Below are 17193 nucleotides of genomic sequence, written 5' to 3' on the forward strand. Positions count from 1 at the left end.
GGATGCAGGTAGCGAAATCGGGGACAGGCCTCTGCGCAGAGGAACTGACCCCGGATTTCGCTTCGCTCCATCCGGGCTACGGTTTTGTCATCCGCTCGACGCGTCAAGCGTCCGAGAGGTCACCTCTCGATCAATCTTGACCCGGCTTCGTCAGTTCTTTCAGCCGGCTCTGCATGACTTCAATGATCTGCGCGCGCTTTGCCGCGATCCGTTCGATCGGGCCGCCGATGCCGATCGCCAGTGGAGCGCGTCGCTTTGGCAGGGGAACAAGCATGCCGATTGTACTTGCGCCCGGCGTCGTGCGGCCGCCTGACTCGGAAAAGCCGCGCCGGCGAATGCGCTCGACCTCCTCGAGAAAGGCCGCTTCGCGAACCCGCGCCGGCTGATTGGGCTCCTCGGCGTTGTTGCGCCGGATAATGCCGCGAATCTTGGTGTTCGGCATTTGGCTCAGCAGCACGTGTCCGAGCGCGGTGCGAACCATCGGTCGTATTTGACCGGCATGTGCGGTGTACTGCAGCTGAGAGCCGCCGGGGACAACGTGCAGATATTGCATCCCGGCGGCGCCGGCCTGTTGCCCAAGCATGACGGTTTCGCCGCCCGTCGCGGTCCAGAGTTCCTCCATCAGATCGGTGAGCTTTTTATCGCGGAACGGAGAACGACGGATCCAGTCGCCTAGCAGATTGACCCGGTAGCTCGGGATGAAACGCCGGGTCTTTCGCTCATATTCGAGGTAGTTCAATTCGACGAGGCTGCGGAGCAACATTGACGTGCTCGATTGCGGCATCTCCAGCGCGGAAGCTATTTCAGTCACGGACGCAGCCCGCTTGGTTTCCCGAAAGAACTCCAGCACCGCAAACACCCGCATGGCCGATTTGACAATCGCCGTCTTATTCGCGTTCGGCATGGCTGTCTCCGCGGCGGGTCATACCGCCTCCATCACATATGTGATGTTAGGCCGAAACAGCTTCACTTGACGACAACTTTGGCACAGATTGGCGCCAACAAGATCAAGACGCATGGAAACGCAGAGAGCAGGGGAAGGCGGATGCCCGGCCGAAGTTTGCTCCAGAAGATCTGGGACCAGCATGTCATTGCCCGTTTGAGCGAGGACACTGACCTCCTTCATATCGATCGCCATTTGCTGCACGATCTCGGCGGCTCGCGCGGCCTGCTCGACCTCAAGAGCCGTGGCCTCAAGGTTCACAATCCCGAACTGACGTTTGCGACGCCGGATCATGCGCTCTCGACGGCGCCTGGGCGCGCCGGGACCAGCAAGATCGGCATGGAATTGCTGGCCGCGCTGCGGGTCGAGACGGCGGCGAGCGGCATCACGCTGTTCGATGTCGATCAGCCCGGCCAGGGCATCGTCCATGTCATCGGGCCCGAACTCGGCCTCAGCCTGCCGGGCGCGACCATCGTCTGCGGCGACAGCCACACCTGCACCCATGGCGGTCTTGGCGCGCTCGCCTTCGGCATCGGATCGAGCGAGCTCACCCATGTGCTGGCGACGCAGGCGCTGATCCAGAAGCGTCCGAAGACGATGCGCGCGCGCTTCGAGGGCAAGCTGCCGCTCGGCGTCACCGCCAAGGACATGATCCTGGCGCTGATCGGGCATGTCGGCGCCGCCGGCGGCACCGGTTATGCGGTCGAATATGCCGGGAGTGCGATCAGCGCGCTGCCGATCGAGGGAAGGCTGACGATCTGCAACCTCTCGATCGAGCTCGGCGCCAAGATGGGCATGGTGGCGCCTGACGAGAAGACCTTCGAATTCCTGCGCGGACGTCCTTATGCGCCGCAAGGCGAGATGTGGGATCTCGCCGTCAAGGCGTGGCGCGAACTGCCGAGCGATCCCGATGCGGTGTTCGATCGCGAAGTGGTGATCGACGTCGAGAAGATCATCCCGCAAGTGACTTGGGGCATCAGCCCTGAGCACGTCGTCGGCGTCGACGGCATCATTCCCGATCCGAAGGCGGTCGACGATCCCGCACGGCGCGCGGCGATCGAGACCGCGCTTGAATATATGGGCCTGCAGGGCGGCGCACCGATCGCCGGCACGCCGGTCGATTGGGTGTTCATCGGCTCCTGCACCAACAGTCGCCTTAGCGATCTTCGCGCCGCGGCCGAGGTCGCGCGCGGCCGCAAGGTCGCGGCCGGGGTCCGCGCCTGGGTGGTGCCAGGCTCGGAAAACGTCAAGCGCGAGGCGGTCGCCGAAGGGCTCGACAAGATATTCATCGACGCCGGCTTCGAATGGCGCGAGCCCGGCTGCTCGATGTGCCTTGCCGCCAATGGCGAGGTGGTGGCGCCCGGCCAGCGCTCGGTCTCGACCTCGAACCGCAATTTCGTCGGCCGGCAGGGGCCGCGGGCGCGGACCCATCTGGCGAGCCCCGCGAGCGCGGCGGCGTCGGCGATTGCCGGCGCGATCGCCGATGTCAGGATGATGGGGCGCTAAGATGCCGAAACCGTTCGACAAGCTCACCGCAACCGCTGCGCCGATCATGCGCGGCAATATCGACACCGACGTGATCATCCGCATCGAGCGCCTGGTCGGCAATGGAATCCGCGGCACGCTCGGCAAATGGGCGTTCGGCTCGCTGCGCTATCTGCCCGACGGTTCCGAGAATCCGGAGTTCATCCTGAACCGCGAACCGTATCGCGAGGCGGAGATCCTCGTCACCGGGCCGAACTTCGGCTGCGGCTCGTCGCGCGAGGGCGCGGTGTGGTCGCTGCAGGAGCGCGGCATCCGCGCCATCATCGGCTCCGGCTTCGGCGACATCTTCTTCGCCAATTGCTTCCAGAACGGGATTCTGCCCGTCCTCGTCGACAAGGCGGTGGTCGATCAGCTTGCCGCCGACATCGAGGCGACCCAGGGCGCGGGCAAGGTCTCGATTGACCTCGAGGCGCAAACCATCGTCTCGCCGTCGGGCGCGCGGCATGCGTTCGAGATCGACCCGCGGCGGCGCGAAGGGCTGTTGAAGGGGCTCGATGAGGTGGCGCTGACATTGCAGCGCGACAACGAGATCCACGCCTTCCAGGCTTCCGACCGCACCGCGCGGCCCTGGATTCATTCGACAAGGATATCCGCATGAGCACGCAATCCAACATGGTCAAGGTCGCCGTCGTCGGTGGCGAGGGCATCGGCCCCGAGGTCACCGCGCAGTCGCGCCGCGTGCTCGACTGGTTCGCGGCGAAGCGCAACGTACCGATGACCTTGCGCGAGGCGCAATACGGCCTGATCCCGTATCTGGCGACCGGCAAGGTGTTGCCCGAGGATACCGCGGAGGCGATGGACGAGGCCGACGCCATCCTGTGGGGCGCGACCGGCGGGCCCGAGACCACCGAAGTACCGGCGGCCGCGCGCAAGGCCGGCAGTCTGCTGGGGTTGCGCAGCAAATATGATCTCTACGCCAATCTGCGGCCGATCATGGCGAGCCCGGCGCTGTCGGCGTCGGCTCCGCTGAAGCCCGAAGTGCTCGACGGCGTCGACTTCGTCATCATCCGCGAACTGACCAGCGGCATCTATTTCGGCGAGCCGCGCGGCATCGAGACCTTGCCCGACGGCCAGCGCCGCGGCTTCAACACCGAGCAATACACCACGAACCAGATCCGGCGCGTGGCGCGCTCGGCGTTCGAGCTGGCGCGGACCCGGCGCAACAAGGTTTGCTCGGTCGACAAGGCCAATGTGCTGGAGACCAGCGTGGTCTGGCGCGAGGAGGTGATCAGGCTGCACAAGGAGGAGTTCTCCGACGTCGAGCTCAATCACCTCTATGTCGACAACGCCGCGATGCAGATCGTGCGCGATCCGCGGCAGTTCGACGTGATGGTGACCGGCAACATCTTCGGCGACATCCTGTCCGACTGCGCGGCGATGGCCTCGGGCTCGCTCGGCATGCTGCCGTCGGCCTCGCTCGGCCCGGTCGACCGCTTCGGCCGGCGCAAGGCGCTCTACGAGCCGGTGCACGGCAGCGCGCCCGACATCGCCGGCAAGGGCATCGCCAATCCGCTCGGCTCGATCCTCAGCGTCGCGATGCTGCTGCGCCTGACGCTAAATCGCCCCGAGGATGCGGACCTGCTGGAGCAGGCAGTGCAGACCGCGCTTGCTTCCGGCGCGCGGACCGCCGACATTGCGGAAGCGGGTGCGAAGAAGCTATCGACCGTCCAGATGGGCGACGCGGTGCTGAGCGCGCTCGACAAGATCTCGGCCAGGGAGCACGCATGATGCCTGATGTCGCCATGCCCTACATTTCGCGGCGGTCAGCCCTGACGGTGATCGCCGCGAGCGGTGCGGCGCTGGCGACCGGACGGGCGTGGGCGCAGGCGGCCACTGGCCGCGCGATCTATCCGGTCGCGGTGCCGGTCTATCAGACGCAATTCGTCGCCGACCGTATCGGCTACTTCAAGGACGCCGGGCTCGACTGCAAGCTGGTGCAGGGCGGCAGCGGCGTGAAGACCCGCGAGATCATCGCCTCGTCGCAGGGCGACATCGGCATCGGCGACGTCACCCATCCGATGCAGCTGACCAATCACGGCCGCGCCGCGCGCGTGCTGCTGCCGGTCGACACGCGGTCGAATTCGGTGATGTTCATCCTGCGCAAGGACCTGAAGGACCAGGGCATCAACTCGCTGGAGGCGTTCACGCAATGGAAGCGGCCCGACGGCCGCAAGCCGATCGTCTCGGTCTCCTCGCTCGGCGGCACCAACCATGTGTGGGCGTCCTACTACATGGAAACCATGGGGCTCGACGACAAGGTGACCTGGATCGGCACCGGCAATGTCGACACCATGCTGGGGTCGCTGAAGTCGAAGCAGGTCGATATCCTCGTCAGCTCGCTGTCGTTGTTGAACGAGGCGCAGCAGCAGGGCTGGGGCGAATTGCTGTTCGACGGCACCGACGAGGCGATCTGGAACAAGCATATCGGCGGCAAGGTGCCGGTGACCGCGCATTTTACGCTGCAGGCCACCATCGACAAGGACCCGGCCAAGATGCAGGCCTACGTGACCGCGCTGTGGCGCGCCTCGCAGTGGATCAAGGCACACAAGCCGACCGAGGTCTACGACGCGATCGAGCCCTATGTCGGCAGCACCTCACGCGATGCCAATCTGCTGGAGATCACGGCAATCCAGAAGGTCGCGGACTATGAGGGCATTGTCGACGCGGCGAGCTTCGCGCGCGGCGAGAAGGTCTGGTTCCGCGAGATGACCGGCATCAAGCCGCTCAAGATCGCCGATGTGATCAACTCGAACCTGATCGAAGCGGCGCGAAAGGCCTATCCGGGTTGAGCGCGCTCGAGACGAGCGCAACCGTGTTGCCGCGCGCCGCGGCCGAGCGCCGCGTCGAGGTCAAAGCTCTGAGCAAGTCGTTCCAGCTTGCCAAGACCACGATCGAGGCGGTGCGCGACGTGACGTTTGATGTCCGCCGCGGCGAGTTCGTCGCGCTGCTCGGGCCGTCCGGCTCCGGCAAGAGCACCGTGCTCAACATGATCGCCTCTCTGATCCGCCCCACCGGCGGCGAGATCCTGATCGACGGCAAGCGCGTGGTCGCCGGCAAGGCGACACCCAATGTCGGCTACGTCTTCCAGCGCGACACGCTGTTCCCGTGGCGAACCGTCGGCGACAATATCGGCTACGGGTTGGAGCTGTCGGGCGTCCCGGCGCACGAACGGAAAGAGCGCATCGCCGAATGCGTCGCCCAGGCCGGGCTCAAGGGATTCGAGAACGCCTATCCGTCGGCGCTGTCGGGCGGCATGCGGCAGCGCGCGGCGCTGATGCGGACCCTGATCGTCGAGCCGCAGATCCTGCTGATGGACGAGCCGTTCGGCGCGCTCGACACCCACACCAAGATCGACATGCACGAGGTGCTGCTGCGGATCTGGGAGCGCGAGCAGCAGACCGTGCTGTTCGTGACCCACGATCTCGGCGAGGCGCTGACACTGGCCGACCGCATCATCCTGTTCTCGGCACGGCCGGGCCGGATCAAGGACATGTTCGAGGTCGACTTCGCCCGCCCGCGCGACGCGGTGAAGGTGCGCGAGACCCCACATTATGCCGAGTTGTTCCAGCACATCTGGCACTCGCTCGGCGAGGAATTCGTCAAGGGCCGCAGCCCATGAAGCGGTACAGCATGATGAATACGATCGGTTGGCAGGTCCTGATCTGCGCCGTCGTGCTGTCGGTCTGGCAGTGGGGCTATGATCTCCGCGCCAGGCTGCCGTGGCTGGTGCCCGACCTGCTCGATCCCTACTTCATCTCGAAGCCGTCGATGATCTTCGACAACTTCCTGCTCCAGAGCTGCCTGACCTCGAAGCTCGGCGCCTTCAACAGCTGGTTCAACGGCGATTTCGGAAAGTGCCTGGCGCGCAACGAGAACAATCTCTGGGCGGCAACTGCAATCACGCTGAAGAACACCTTCTTCGGCTTCGTCACCGGCGTGGTCTCTGGCTTCGTCGCCGGGCTGATCCTCGGACGATCCGATCGGCTCAGCGCGATCTTCCAGCCCTTCATCACCGCGGTGAATTCGATCCCGCGGATCGCGCTGGCGCCGATCATCGTGCTGGCGTTCGGGATCGGCGACATGTCGAAGATCGTGACCTCCTGGATCGTCGTGGTCTTCCTGGTGTTCTTCAACACCTTCGAGGGCGCGCGCTCGATCGACGAGGGCTTCACCAACGCCGCGCGGCTGCTCGGCGCCAGCGAGTGGCAGATCACCCGCACCGTCGTGATCCCTTCGACCATGGCCTGGGTGTTCGCCTCGCTGACGCCCGCGATCTCCTTCGCCCTGATCGGCGTGATCGTCGGCGAGTTCATCGGCGCCGAGCGCGGCATCGGGCGGCTGATCATCGAATCCGAGGCGCGCGGCGAGGCCTCCGGCATGATGGTTGCCGTCGTGGTTCTGATGCTTGTCGGCGTCGTGCTGTCGACGATCATCTGGCGGCTGCAGGCCTATCTGCTGCGCTGGCAGCGGCAGCGCAGCGCCGAATAGCTACGGCACGGCGTTTTGGCATGTGGGGCCGCCGGCCATCGCGTGGCTGGGCGGGGGACGGCGGTGTAAAAGGCCGTGGTGGCCGGCGCCGTAAGCCCCGGCCGATCCATGGAGAGCCCTCTCTTGGCCCTGATTTCGAGCCTCGATGCCCACAAATATCTGCGCGCATCGATGACCGCGTGCAGCTGGAACGCCGGCTGGCGCTCGCTGCTGCTGCGGGCCTATGACGATCCCGCCGAGGCTAACGAGTTCGTGACTCCTGCGACGCGCGACCATCTGATCGTGCTGGTGACCGGCGGTGCCTGCGATGTCGAGGTGCGCTATCGCGGCGGCTGGCAGCGGTTTCGCTCCGAGGTCGGCCATATCGGCATGACCGCGCCGGGCGAGGCCGCGATGCTGCGCTGGCGCGGCGACACCACCCACAGCACGTTGCAGCTTCATCTGCCCGCGGCCACGCTCGACCGCGTCGCGCAGGACCTGCCGCAGCGGCGGCAGACGGGCCCCGTCTTGCCGAGCGGCATCGGCACCGTCGATCCGCTGGTCAGCCAGGTCATGCTCAGCCTCGACCGGGCGTTCAGGGAGGGAGCGCCCGATCTCTATGCCGAGACCGCCGCGGAAATGCTGGCCGCGCATCTGCTGATCCGCCACGGTCGGTTCGACACCCAACCGCAGACTCCCGGCAACAGCGGAAGGCTGCGCCGGGTCGATGCGTTCATGCGCGACAACCTTGCTGCATCGGTCAACCTCGAGATGCTGGCACAGGAGGCCGGTGTCAGTCGCTTCCATCTGCTGAGGCTCTACAAGAAGCAATTTGGACAGACGCCGCTGAAGCGCCTCACCGAGCTGCGGATGGAGGAGGCGAAGCGGCTGCTGACGCATGGCGACGAGCCGGTGACGGCGATCGCGGCCAAGTGCGGCTACGACAACCCGTCGCATTTCGCCACCGCGTTCAGGCGCGTCGTCGGAGTATCGCCGGCCGCCTACCGGCAATAACTCTCCTTCAGCGGAATGTGAGCGCACGTGGCAATTCCGCGGGCGCAAGGGCAATCCTGCGAGAGACGAGTGCGCCCAGCGCTGCCATATCCGGTTCCGCCGGACGGAATCTCGCAGGGTGCAGAATGTCCTTCGTTCTCAAGATCAATGGCGCGTCGCATACGATCGACGCGGATGGTGACACGCCGCTGTTGTGGGTGTTGCGCGACGTGCTGCAGATGACCGGCACCAAGTTCGGCTGCGGCATGGCGCTATGCGGTGCCTGTACCGTGCATCTCGACGGCGCAGCGACACGGTCATGCATCACCACGATCGACAGCGTCGGCGATGCCGCGATCACGACGATCGAGGCGATCGGCCAGAGCGAGGCCGGCCGCAAGGTGCAGCGGGCCTGGCTCGACCTCGACGTCGTGCAATGCGGCTATTGCCAGTCCGGCCAGATCATGTCGGCGACCGCGCTGTTAATGTCCAACGCGCATCCGACCGATGGCGATATCAATGATGCGATGTCCGGCAATGTCTGCCGTTGCGGCACCTACAACCGCATTCGCGACGCGATCAAGCTGGCGGCCGGAGCAAAGCCATGACGCTGACCATAGTAAGTCGCGCGGACGCCGCAGCGCTCTCGCGTCGCACGTTCCTGAAAGCAAGCGCGACCGCAGCGGGTGGCCTGGCGCTGGCCTTCGTCGTGCCGGGCCGATCCGAAGCCGCGGGTGCGGAGAACGGAGCGCTGAACGGTTTCGTCCGCATCGAGCCGGACGGCCGCGTCCATCTTACCATCCCGATGGTGGAGATGGGGCAGGGCACCTACACATCGCTCGCGATGCTGCTTGCCGAGGAGCTCGAGGTGAAGCTCGACAGCATCGTGCCCGAGCATGCGCCGCCAAACGACGCGCTCTATGCCAACCCGATCCTGCATGAGCAGTCGACTGGTCTGTCGGCATCGACCCGCGGCTTCTGGCTGCCGCTGCGCCAGGCGGGCGCCGCCGCGCGCATCATGCTGGTGACCGCAGCGGCGCAGCGCTGGAAAGCCGATCCGGCCAAATGCACCGCCAAGGCTGGCGTGATTACCGATCCCTCGGGCAAGCGTTCGCTGCCCTATCGCGAGGTGGTGCAGGCGGCGGCGCAGATCAGGCCGCCGGCGCTCGACCAGATCAAGCTGAAGGCGCCCGGTCAATTCTCGCTGATCGGCACCTCGCCGAAGCGGCTTGAGGCCGCCGGCAAGGTCAGCGGCCGCACCCGGTTCGGCATCGATGCGATCGAGCCCGGGATGAAGTTTGCCGCGATCGCGATCTCGCCGGTCGGCGGCGGCAAGCCAAAGCAGGTGAACCAGGCCGCAGCGCTGGCGATCAAGGGCGTCCGTCAGGTCGTCGTGATCGACGAAGCCGTTGCGATCATTGCCGACCACACCGGTGCGGCGAAGAAGGGACTGGAGGCCGCCGCGATCCAGTGGGACGACGGCCCGAACGCGCAGGTCAACAGCCAGAGCATCGTGGCACAGCTCAAAGCGGGGTCGGAAACATCGGGTGTCATCGCGCGGAACGAGGGCAATGTCGAGCAAGCCTTCGCCAAGGCGGCACGACGGTTCGATGCGGTGTTCGAGCTGCCGTTCCTGGCGCATGCAGCGATGGAGCCGATGAACTGCACGGTTCACCTCCGCAAGGATGCCTGCGAGATTTGGGTCGGCACCCAGGTGCCGACGGTGACGCAGACCAGGGTGGCGGCGTTGACCGGGCTGCAAAAGGACGCGGTCATTCTGCACAACCAGTTTCTCGGTGGCGGTTTTGGGCGGCGGCTCGAGCCCGACGGCACGCTGCTCGCGGTCAAGATCGCCAGGCATGTCGATGGTCCGGTCAAAGTGATCTGGAGCCGCGAGGAAGATATCCAGCACGACATTTACCGGCCCTATTACTACGACCGGATATCGGCCGCGGTCGACGAAGCCGGCAATCCGGTGGCGTGGCATCATCGGGTGTGCGGCTCGTCAGTGGTGGCGCGCTTTGCGCCGCCGCTGTTCAAGAACGGGCTGGATTTCGATGCGGTGGAAGGCGCCGCCGAGCCGCCTTACGCGTTGCCCAATATCCTGGTCGACTACGTTCGCGTCGAGCCGGCCAGCATCACCACCGGCTTCTGGCGCGGCGTCGGCCCGGTCCACAACGTGTTCATCGTCGAGAGCTTCATCGACGAACTGGCCTTCGCGGCGAAGCAGGATCCGGTCGCCTACCGGCGTCGCTTGTTGTCGAAGAATCCGCGCGCGCTCGCAGTGCTCAACCTCGCCGCGGAGAAGGCCGGCTGGGGGCAGCCGATGCCGGCCGGAAAGGCGCGCGGCATCTCGCTGCAATTCGCGTTCGGCAGCTATTTGTCGCAGGTCGCCGAGGTCGCGGTCGATACCAAGGGCAAGGTCAGGGTCGAGCGCATCGTGTGCGCGGTGGACTGCGGCATCGCCGTGACCCCGAGCATGATCGAGGCGCAGGTGCAGAGCGGGACGATCTTCGGGCTCACTGCGGCGCTGCGTGGCGCGATCACGATCAAGGACGGCCGGGTCGAGCAGTCCAATTTCGACAGCTATCCGCCGATGCGGATCGACGAGGTGCCGCGCATCGAGACCCACATCGTTCCGAGCACTGAAAATCCAGGTGGCCTTGGTGAGGCTGCCACTGCGATCGTCGCCCCGGCGGTGACCAATGCGATTTTTGCTGCGACGGGACGGCGGATCAGAAAGCTGCCGATCGAGGAGGTCTGAGCATCGCGGCCGATGAGGCCGCGATGCATTGACGAGAGTTCACGCTGCGGTTTCCGCCGGCGAGGTCTCGCCGTCGAGCCAATCCTGCTCAATTGCCAGCGCGCGCCACGCCGCCTCCATGCGCTTGAAGCGGTTGTAGGTCGGGTCGTCGTCGGCCCGCTCGGCAAGCTGGGCGCAGTTCTCCGCATTGTCGAGGAATTGCTGCGATTGTTTCATGGAACGTCCTCCTGTTGCTGAGGACGTGGGACATCAAATCAGGCTATTCAACGCGTGGAACATGAGCATTTCGCCACACACGTGAATGCCTGTTCAGCCGAGTTCCCGCGCGATGTTCCGCGTCAGCGCGTGAGCATCTGCATCATGATCGACATAGGAACGCTATGTCGCAGCCGACGTTCCTCCTCGCGTCGCAACTGGAGGAGGAGAGACGTCATGAGGAAATACCTGTTCGCCGCGGCCATGGTGACCGCGATCGCGTCGCCTGCGTTTGCCGATGAAATCGGTGTTCGTGCCGGTCCCGTCGGCGCCGGCGTAACCGTCGGTCGGGCGCCCGAGTATCGCGACCGCGATCGTGACCGTACCACCGTGATCAGGGAGCGTGAGCCGCGCAGTGACCGGACCACCGTGATCAAGAAGCAGGACGAGTTCGGCAATCGCAGCAAGACCGTGATCCATCACGACGACGACTGATGCCGATCGAAGCGATGTTGCGAAGTCCGCCGCTGACGCCGTCACGGCGGACTTTGTATTTGGGTGATACCTAGCTCGTCGGTGAACCCGGTGCGGGAGCATCCGGAGACTCCGTCGCGATCCGGTTGCGGCACTCTTGGGCGTAGGCGCGCAAGCGCTCGACGGTTAGCGAGTCCATGCCGGTGCGCGCCAGTCGCTCGGCACGGTCGGCCTGATCCTTGAGATCGTGGGATGTCCGGGTCATGTGTGCCTCCATGCCCAGACAATTTGAATCGAATTGCGACGTTCCCCGGCCCTTGGGCCGGTGGCTAACGGGCGGTTAACCCGTGGGCCGGAGCGGTGCCTAGGTCACCGGGGCCGGGTTGAACAGCGTCAGATCGTTGTGGATGCCCCACTTGTCCGACCATGGTTTGGTGCGCCCGCTGGCGACGTCGAGGATCAGGCGGAACAGGTCCCAGCCGGTTTCCTCGATCGTCTTCTCGCCGGTCGCGATGCAGCCCGCGTCGAAATCGATCAGATCCTTCCAGCGCCGCGCCAGTTCGCTGCGCGTCGCGACCTTGATGACGGGGGCGGCGGCGAGGCCATAGGGCGTGCCGCGACCGGTGGTGAAGACTTGCAAAGTCATGCCGGAGGCGAGCTGCAAGGTGCCGCAGATGAAGTCGCTCGCGGGCGTCGCCGCAAACAGCATGCCCTTCTGCCGTGCCTTTTCACCGGGGGACAACACGCCGGCGATCGGGCCGGAGCCCGACTTCACGATCGAGCCGAGGGATTTTTCGACGATGTTGGCGAGCCCGCCCTTCTTGTTGCCTGGCGTGGTGTTGGCGCTGCGGTCGGCGCCGCCGCGGGCCAGATACGCATCGTACCACGCCATCTCGCGGATCAGCGCGCGGCCGACATCCTCGTTGACGGCGCGGCGGGTGAGAAGCTGGATCGCGTCGCGCACCTCGGTGACTTCCGAGAACATGACGGTCGCACCGGCGCGGACCAACAGGTCCGCGGCGAAGCCGACTGCGGGGTTGGCGGTGACGCCCGAGAACGCATCGCTGCCGCCGCATTGCAGGCCGATCACGAGATCGGCGGCCGGGCAGGTCTCGCGCGTGCGGGTGTTGAGCACCTTCAGCCGCGCCTCGGCCTGGGTCATGATCGCCTCGACGATCGCACCAAAACCGTCGAAGGCCTCGTCCTGCATCCGCACGATGGCATCGCTGACGCCTTCCGGGACGAGCCGTTCCGGCGCGAGCTTCTCGCAGCCAAGGCCGATGACCAGGATCTCGCCGCCGAAATTCGGATTGAGCGCGAGGTTTTGCAGGGTGCGGATCGGCACCACGGCGTCGGGCGCCGTGATCGCGACGCCGCAGCCATAGGCGTGGGTCAGCGGCACGACGTCGTCGACATTGGGATATTTCGGCAGCAGCTCGGCGCGGATCCGCTTCACCGCATATTCCATCGTGCCCTTGACGCATTGCACGGACGAGGAGATGCCGAGGATGTTCTTCGTTCCCACTGAACCGTCGGGATTGCGAAAGCCCTCGAAGGTAAAACCTTCGAGCGGTGGCAGCGCCGGCGGCACCGCGGTCGATATCTCGAGCTGATCGAGCGGTGGCGCGTCGGGCATACGGATGCGCGCCTCGTCGACCCATTCGCCGGCCAGGATCGGCGACAGTGCATGGCCGATCACCTCGCCATAGCGGATGATCGGTGCGCCCTCGGCGATGTTGTCCAGCGCCGTCTTGTGGCCCTGCGGCACGAATGCGCGCAGTGTCAGGCCGCACGCGAAGCGGGAGCCTTTGGGCAGGCCGAAATCATTCACGACGATCGCGACATTGTCGCGTTCGTTGAGCTTGATGTAGCGCGGCTGCTCCTGCGCGCCGATCGACTGGTCCATGAAGCTTCCTCGATCTGTAGGGTGGGTTAGCCGAAGGCGTAACCCACCAATGCTTGGTATGTCGTGGCCGTGGTGGGTTACGCTGACGCTAACCCACCCTACGCATCTCAACCCGGGAAGGTGTAGGCCGTCTTCACCGTGGTGTAGAACTCGCGGGCATAGGCGCCCTGTTCGCGCGCGCCATAGCTCGAGCCCTTACGGCCGCCGAACGGCACGTGGTAGTCGACACCGGCGGTCGGCAGGTTGACCATCACCATGCCGGCCTCGCTGTTGCGCTTGTAATGCGAGGCGTATTTCAGGCTTGTGGTGCAGATGCCAGACGCAAGGCCGAATTCGGTGTCGTTGGAGATCGCCAACGCCTCTTCATAATCCTTGGCGCGGATCACGCAGGCGACCGGGCCAAAAATCTCCTCGCGGGCGATGCGCATCTGGTTGGTCGCCCCGGTGAACAGCGCAGGCTGCAGGTAGAAGCCGGGCGTCTCGCGGTTCAACAGCTCGCCGCCCCAATGCAGGCGGGCGCCTTCGTCCTGGCCGAGCTTGATGTAGCGGAGGTCCTGGTCGAGCTGGCTCTGGTCAACGACGGGGCCGACATGCACGCCGCTCTTCAGGGCGTCGTCCACCGAAAGCCCCTTCATCCGCTCGGTCATCGCATCGACGAAGCGGTCGTGAATCCCTGCGGTGACGATCAGGCGCGAGGAGGCGGTGCAGCGCTGGCCGGTCGAGAAATAGGCGCCGTTGACGGCGACCTCGACCGCGACCTTGACGTCGGCGTCGTCGAGCACGACGAGCGGATTCTTGCCGCCCATCTCGAGCTGGAACTTCTTCATCGGATTGGAGAGCACGCAGGCCTGCGCGATCTTGCGGCCGGTCTGCACCGAGCCGGTGAAGGAGATCGCGGCGACGTCGGGATGATCCAGCAGTGTCTGGCCGACCACCGAGCCCGAACCGACCACGAGGTTGAACACCCCGGCCGGAATGCCCGAGCGCGCGATGATCTCGGACAGCGCATGCGCGGAGCCCGGCACCAGCTCGGCCGGCTTGAACACCACAGCGTTGCCGTAGCAAAGCGCCGGGGCGATCTTCCAGGCCGGGATCGCGATCGGGAAATTCCACGGCGTGATCATGCCGACGACGCCGAACGGCTCGCGGGTGATCTCGACGTCGAGGCCGGGGCGCACCGATGCGCCCTTCTCGCCCATCAGCCGCAGCGCCTCGCCGGCGAAGAACGCAAAAATCTGTCCGGCGCGGGCCACCTCGCCGATGCCCTCGGGGAGCGTCTTGCCTTCCTCGCGCGCGAGCAGACGGCCGAGCTCTTCCTTGCGGGCGAGGATTTCGACCGAGATCTTGGTCAGCGCGTCAAAGCGCTCCTGCGGCGTCGAGCGCGCCCAGGCCGGGAACGCGGCCTTTGCGGCTGCGATCGCCTTTTCGGTCTGCGCCTTGTCGGCCTTGGCGTATTCGCCGACCACGTCCTTGGTGTTGGAGGGATTGATGTCCCGCGTGATGCTGGTTCCGTCGACCCATTCGCCGGCGATGAAGTTCTTCTGGTGAGCGGTCATGTTTCTCTCCAACTTTCTTGTTAGCGCACGAGGCAGGGACGCTTGTCGTCGAAGGTCCAGCCCGGGATCAGGAACTGCATGGCCAGCGCATCGTCGCGGGCGCCGAGACCATGCTGCTTGTATAGCGCGTTCGCCGCCTCGATGGCACCGCGATTGAGCTCGATGCCGAGGCCCGGCCGATCCGGGATCGCGATCTTGCCGCCCTTGATCTGCAGCGGCTCCTTGGTCAACGCCTGGCCGTCCTGCCAGATCCAGTGGGTGTCGATCGCGGTCACCTTGCCCGGCGCGGCGGCGCCGACATGGGTGAACATCGCCAGCGAAATATCGAAATGGTTGTTGGAGTGCGAGCCCCAGGTCAGGCCGTTGTCGCGGCAGGTCTGCGCCACCCGCACCGAGCCCTGCATGGTCCAGAAATGCGGATCGGCGAGCGGAATGTCGACGGCCCCGAGCCGCAGTGCGTGGGAGAGCTGGCGCCAGTCGGTCGCGATCATGTTGGTCGCGGTCGGCAGCCCGGTGGCGCGGCGGAACTCGGCCATGATCTCGCGGCCGGAGAAGCCGGCCTCGGCGCCGCAGGGGTCCTCGGCATAGGCGAGCACGCCATGCATGTTGCTGCATAGCCGGATCGCCTCGTCGAGCGACCAGGCGCCGTTCGGGTCGAGCGTGACACGCGCCTTGGGAAAGCGTTTCGCGATCGCGGTGACGGCCTCGATCTCCGCTTCGCCCGCGAGCACGCCGCCCTTGAGCTTGAAATCGGCGAAACCGTAATGCGCCTGCGTCGCCTCGGCGAGCCGCACGATCGCCTCCGGCGTCATCGCCGCCTGATGGCGCAGATTGAACCAGTCGGGCTTGCCGGTCTCGCCCTCGACGTAAGGCAGGCTGGTCTTGCTGCGATCGCCGACGAAGAACAGATAGCCGAGCGTCTCGACTTCAGCGCGCTGCTGGCCTTCGCCGAGCAATGCAGCGACCGGGAGATTGAGATGCTGGCCGAGCAGATCGAGCAGCGCTGATTCAACCGCGGTGACCGCGTGGATGGTGACGCGCAGGTCAAAGGTCTGCTTGCCGCGGCCGCCGGCGTCGCGGTCGGCAAAGGTCTTGCGCATCGCCGCCAGGATGTTGTTGCAGGCGCCGATGGTCTGGCCGACGACGAGGTCGCGGGCATCTTCCAGTGTCTTGCGGATCTTCTCGCCGCCCGGCACCTCGCCGACGCCGGTGTGGCCGGAGTTGTCGGTGAGGATGACGAGGTTGCGGGTGAAGAACGGCGCGTGTGCGCCGCTCAGATTGAGGAGCATGCCGTCGCGGCCGGCGACCGGGATCACCTCCATCGCCGTGACGACGGGGGCGCCGGCAAAGCCGGTGCGGATCGTGTCTTGAATCATTTGCTCCTCCCTTCGTGCTTTGCTGTTGGCTTATTCCGCTGCCTGCCGGGTCGCGGCCTGCGGCAGCTTTGCCACCAGTGCTGCGAGCTCGGCGATCTCCTGCGCGGTGAGATCGGTGAGCGGCGGGCGCACCGGGCCGGAATCGCGGCCGATCACCTTCATGCCGGCCTTGATGATCGACACCGCATAACCCTTCTTGCGGTTGCGTATCGTGATCAGCGGCAGGATGAAATCCTTCAGACCTGCATGGATGGTCTGATGATCGCGCCGGCGCACCGCGGCGTAGAAGTTGGTGGCGAATTCCGGCACGAAGTTGAACACCGCCGACGAATAGGTGGTCACGCCCATGTCGAGATAGGGCAGCGCGAAGGTTTCCGCGGTCGGCAGGCCGCCGATATAGGTCAGGCGGTCGCCGAGCTTGGTATAGACGCGGGTCATCAGCTCGATGTCGCCGATGCCGTCCTTGTAGCCGACGAGGTTCGGGCAGCGCTCGCAGAGCCGCGCCAGCGTATCGGGCTGCAGGATCGCATTGTCGCGGTTGTAGACGATGACGCCGATCTTGACCGACGAACACACCGCCTCGACATGCGCGGCGAGGCCGTCCTGCTCGGCATGGGTGAGATAGGGCGGCAGCAGCAAGAGGCCGTCGGCGCCGGCCTTTTCCGCGCCAACAGCGATCTCGCGCGCGATGGCGGTGCCGTAGCCGGTGCCGGCCAGCACGGGAACGCGGCCCTTGGTCTCCTCGACCGCGATCTTCACGACATGCGGAACCTCAGCCGGGGTCAGCGAGAAGAACTCGCCGGTGCCGCCTGCGGCGAACAGGCCGGCGACGTCATAGCCGCACAGCCAGTCCATGTTGGCGCGATAGGTCGCCTCGTCGAACGAATAGTCGGCCTTGAACGGGGTCACGGGGAAAGACAGGAGGCCGCCGCCAATTCTCGCGGCCATCTCCTGAGGGGTCATCTTGCTCATGG

At 65.6% G+C, this 17193-nt stretch carries 17 protein-coding genes; 10 read left to right on the forward strand and 7 right to left on the reverse strand.

Annotation, left to right across the window (positions count from 1 at the left end):
- Window positions 1-130 precede the first annotated feature (130 nt).
- Window positions 131-904, reverse strand: coding sequence for an IclR family transcriptional regulator (locus JQ616_RS20670; RefSeq protein WP_212017414.1), 774 nt, complete (start codon window positions 902-904; stop codon window positions 131-133).
- A gap of 141 nt (window positions 905-1045) precedes the next feature.
- Between JQ616_RS20670 and leuC the strand changes: the two genes are divergently transcribed.
- The 9 genes from leuC (at window position 1046) to JQ616_RS20715 (ending at window position 10712) form a co-directional block, all read left to right on the forward strand.
- Window positions 1046-2449, forward strand: a complete 1404-nt coding sequence (leuC, locus tag JQ616_RS20675) for a 3-isopropylmalate dehydratase large subunit (protein ID WP_212017416.1) — start codon at window positions 1046-1048, stop codon at window positions 2447-2449.
- Between the two features lies 1 nt (window position 2450).
- A complete protein-coding gene (gene leuD / locus JQ616_RS20680) occupies window positions 2451-3086 on the forward strand; it encodes a 3-isopropylmalate dehydratase small subunit (RefSeq protein WP_212017418.1) in 636 nt (211 codons plus the stop codon).
- Complete coding sequence (gene leuB / locus JQ616_RS20685) at window positions 3083-4216, forward strand: 3-isopropylmalate dehydrogenase (protein ID WP_212017421.1); 1134 nt, start codon at window positions 3083-3085, stop codon at window positions 4214-4216. Before leuD ends, leuB begins: the two co-directional genes overlap by 4 nt.
- Complete coding sequence (locus JQ616_RS20690) at window positions 4213-5277, forward strand: ABC transporter substrate-binding protein (RefSeq protein ID WP_249137018.1); 1065 nt, start codon at window positions 4213-4215, stop codon at window positions 5275-5277. The genes leuB and JQ616_RS20690 overlap by 4 nt, the downstream gene beginning before the upstream one ends.
- A gap of 23 nt (window positions 5278-5300) precedes the next feature.
- On the forward strand, window positions 5301-6107 hold the full coding sequence (locus JQ616_RS20695) for an ABC transporter ATP-binding protein (protein WP_433995981.1): 807 nt from the start codon (window positions 5301-5303) through the stop codon (window positions 6105-6107).
- Between the two features lie 11 nt (window positions 6108-6118).
- Window positions 6119-6976 (forward strand): ABC transporter permease, encoded by an 858-nt coding sequence (locus JQ616_RS20700; protein ID WP_433995982.1) that lies wholly within the window; start codon window positions 6119-6121, stop codon window positions 6974-6976.
- 123 nt (window positions 6977-7099) lie between these two features.
- A complete protein-coding gene (locus JQ616_RS20705; RefSeq protein ID WP_212017427.1) occupies window positions 7100-7969 on the forward strand; it encodes a helix-turn-helix domain-containing protein in 870 nt (289 codons plus the stop codon).
- Between the two features lie 125 nt (window positions 7970-8094).
- Complete coding sequence (locus JQ616_RS20710) at window positions 8095-8556, forward strand: (2Fe-2S)-binding protein (protein WP_212017429.1); 462 nt, start codon at window positions 8095-8097, stop codon at window positions 8554-8556.
- Window positions 8553-10712: a xanthine dehydrogenase family protein molybdopterin-binding subunit gene (locus JQ616_RS20715; protein ID WP_212017431.1), complete on the forward strand. Its 2160-nt coding sequence runs from the start codon at window positions 8553-8555 to the stop codon at window positions 10710-10712. The genes JQ616_RS20710 and JQ616_RS20715 overlap by 4 nt, the downstream gene beginning before the upstream one ends.
- A gap of 39 nt (window positions 10713-10751) precedes the next feature.
- Here the strand turns inward: JQ616_RS20715 and JQ616_RS20720 are convergent, their stop codons facing one another.
- Complete coding sequence (locus tag JQ616_RS20720) at window positions 10752-10928, reverse strand: hypothetical protein (RefSeq protein ID WP_212017433.1); 177 nt, start codon at window positions 10926-10928, stop codon at window positions 10752-10754.
- 216 nt (window positions 10929-11144) lie between these two features.
- On the opposite strand from JQ616_RS20720, the gene JQ616_RS20725 reads away from it, so the two are divergent.
- Window positions 11145-11402 carry a hypothetical protein gene (locus JQ616_RS20725; RefSeq protein WP_212017435.1) on the forward strand — a complete coding sequence of 86 codons (258 nt, stop codon included), beginning with the start codon at window positions 11145-11147 and terminating at the stop codon, window positions 11400-11402.
- A gap of 70 nt (window positions 11403-11472) precedes the next feature.
- On the opposite strand, the gene JQ616_RS20730 is transcribed toward JQ616_RS20725, so the two are convergent.
- The 5 genes from JQ616_RS20730 to kdgD form a co-directional block, all read right to left on the reverse strand.
- Window positions 11473-11646: a hypothetical protein gene (locus JQ616_RS20730; RefSeq protein WP_249137021.1), complete on the reverse strand. Its 174-nt coding sequence runs from the start codon at window positions 11644-11646 to the stop codon at window positions 11473-11475.
- 99 nt (window positions 11647-11745) lie between these two features.
- Entirely contained in the window at window positions 11746-13287 is a 1542-nt protein-coding gene (gene garD, locus JQ616_RS20735) for a galactarate dehydratase (protein ID WP_212017439.1), read from the reverse strand.
- 107 nt (window positions 13288-13394) lie between these two features.
- Window positions 13395-14843 carry an aldehyde dehydrogenase family protein gene (locus tag JQ616_RS20740; protein WP_212017441.1) on the reverse strand — a complete coding sequence of 483 codons (1449 nt, stop codon included), beginning with the start codon at window positions 14841-14843 and terminating at the stop codon, window positions 13395-13397.
- Window positions 14844-14863: 20 nt separating this feature from the next.
- Window positions 14864-16219, reverse strand: coding sequence for a glucarate dehydratase (gene gudD / locus JQ616_RS20745; RefSeq protein ID WP_212017443.1), 1356 nt, complete (start codon window positions 16217-16219; stop codon window positions 14864-14866).
- 30 nt (window positions 16220-16249) lie between these two features.
- Window positions 16250-17191: a 5-dehydro-4-deoxyglucarate dehydratase gene (kdgD, locus tag JQ616_RS20750; RefSeq protein ID WP_212017445.1), complete on the reverse strand. Its 942-nt coding sequence runs from the start codon at window positions 17189-17191 to the stop codon at window positions 16250-16252.
- Window positions 17192-17193 lie beyond the last annotated feature (2 nt).

This window comes from Bradyrhizobium tropiciagri, assembly GCF_018130545.1.
In the GTDB taxonomy this organism is placed as follows: Bacteria; Pseudomonadota; Alphaproteobacteria; order Rhizobiales; family Xanthobacteraceae; genus Bradyrhizobium; species Bradyrhizobium tropiciagri_A.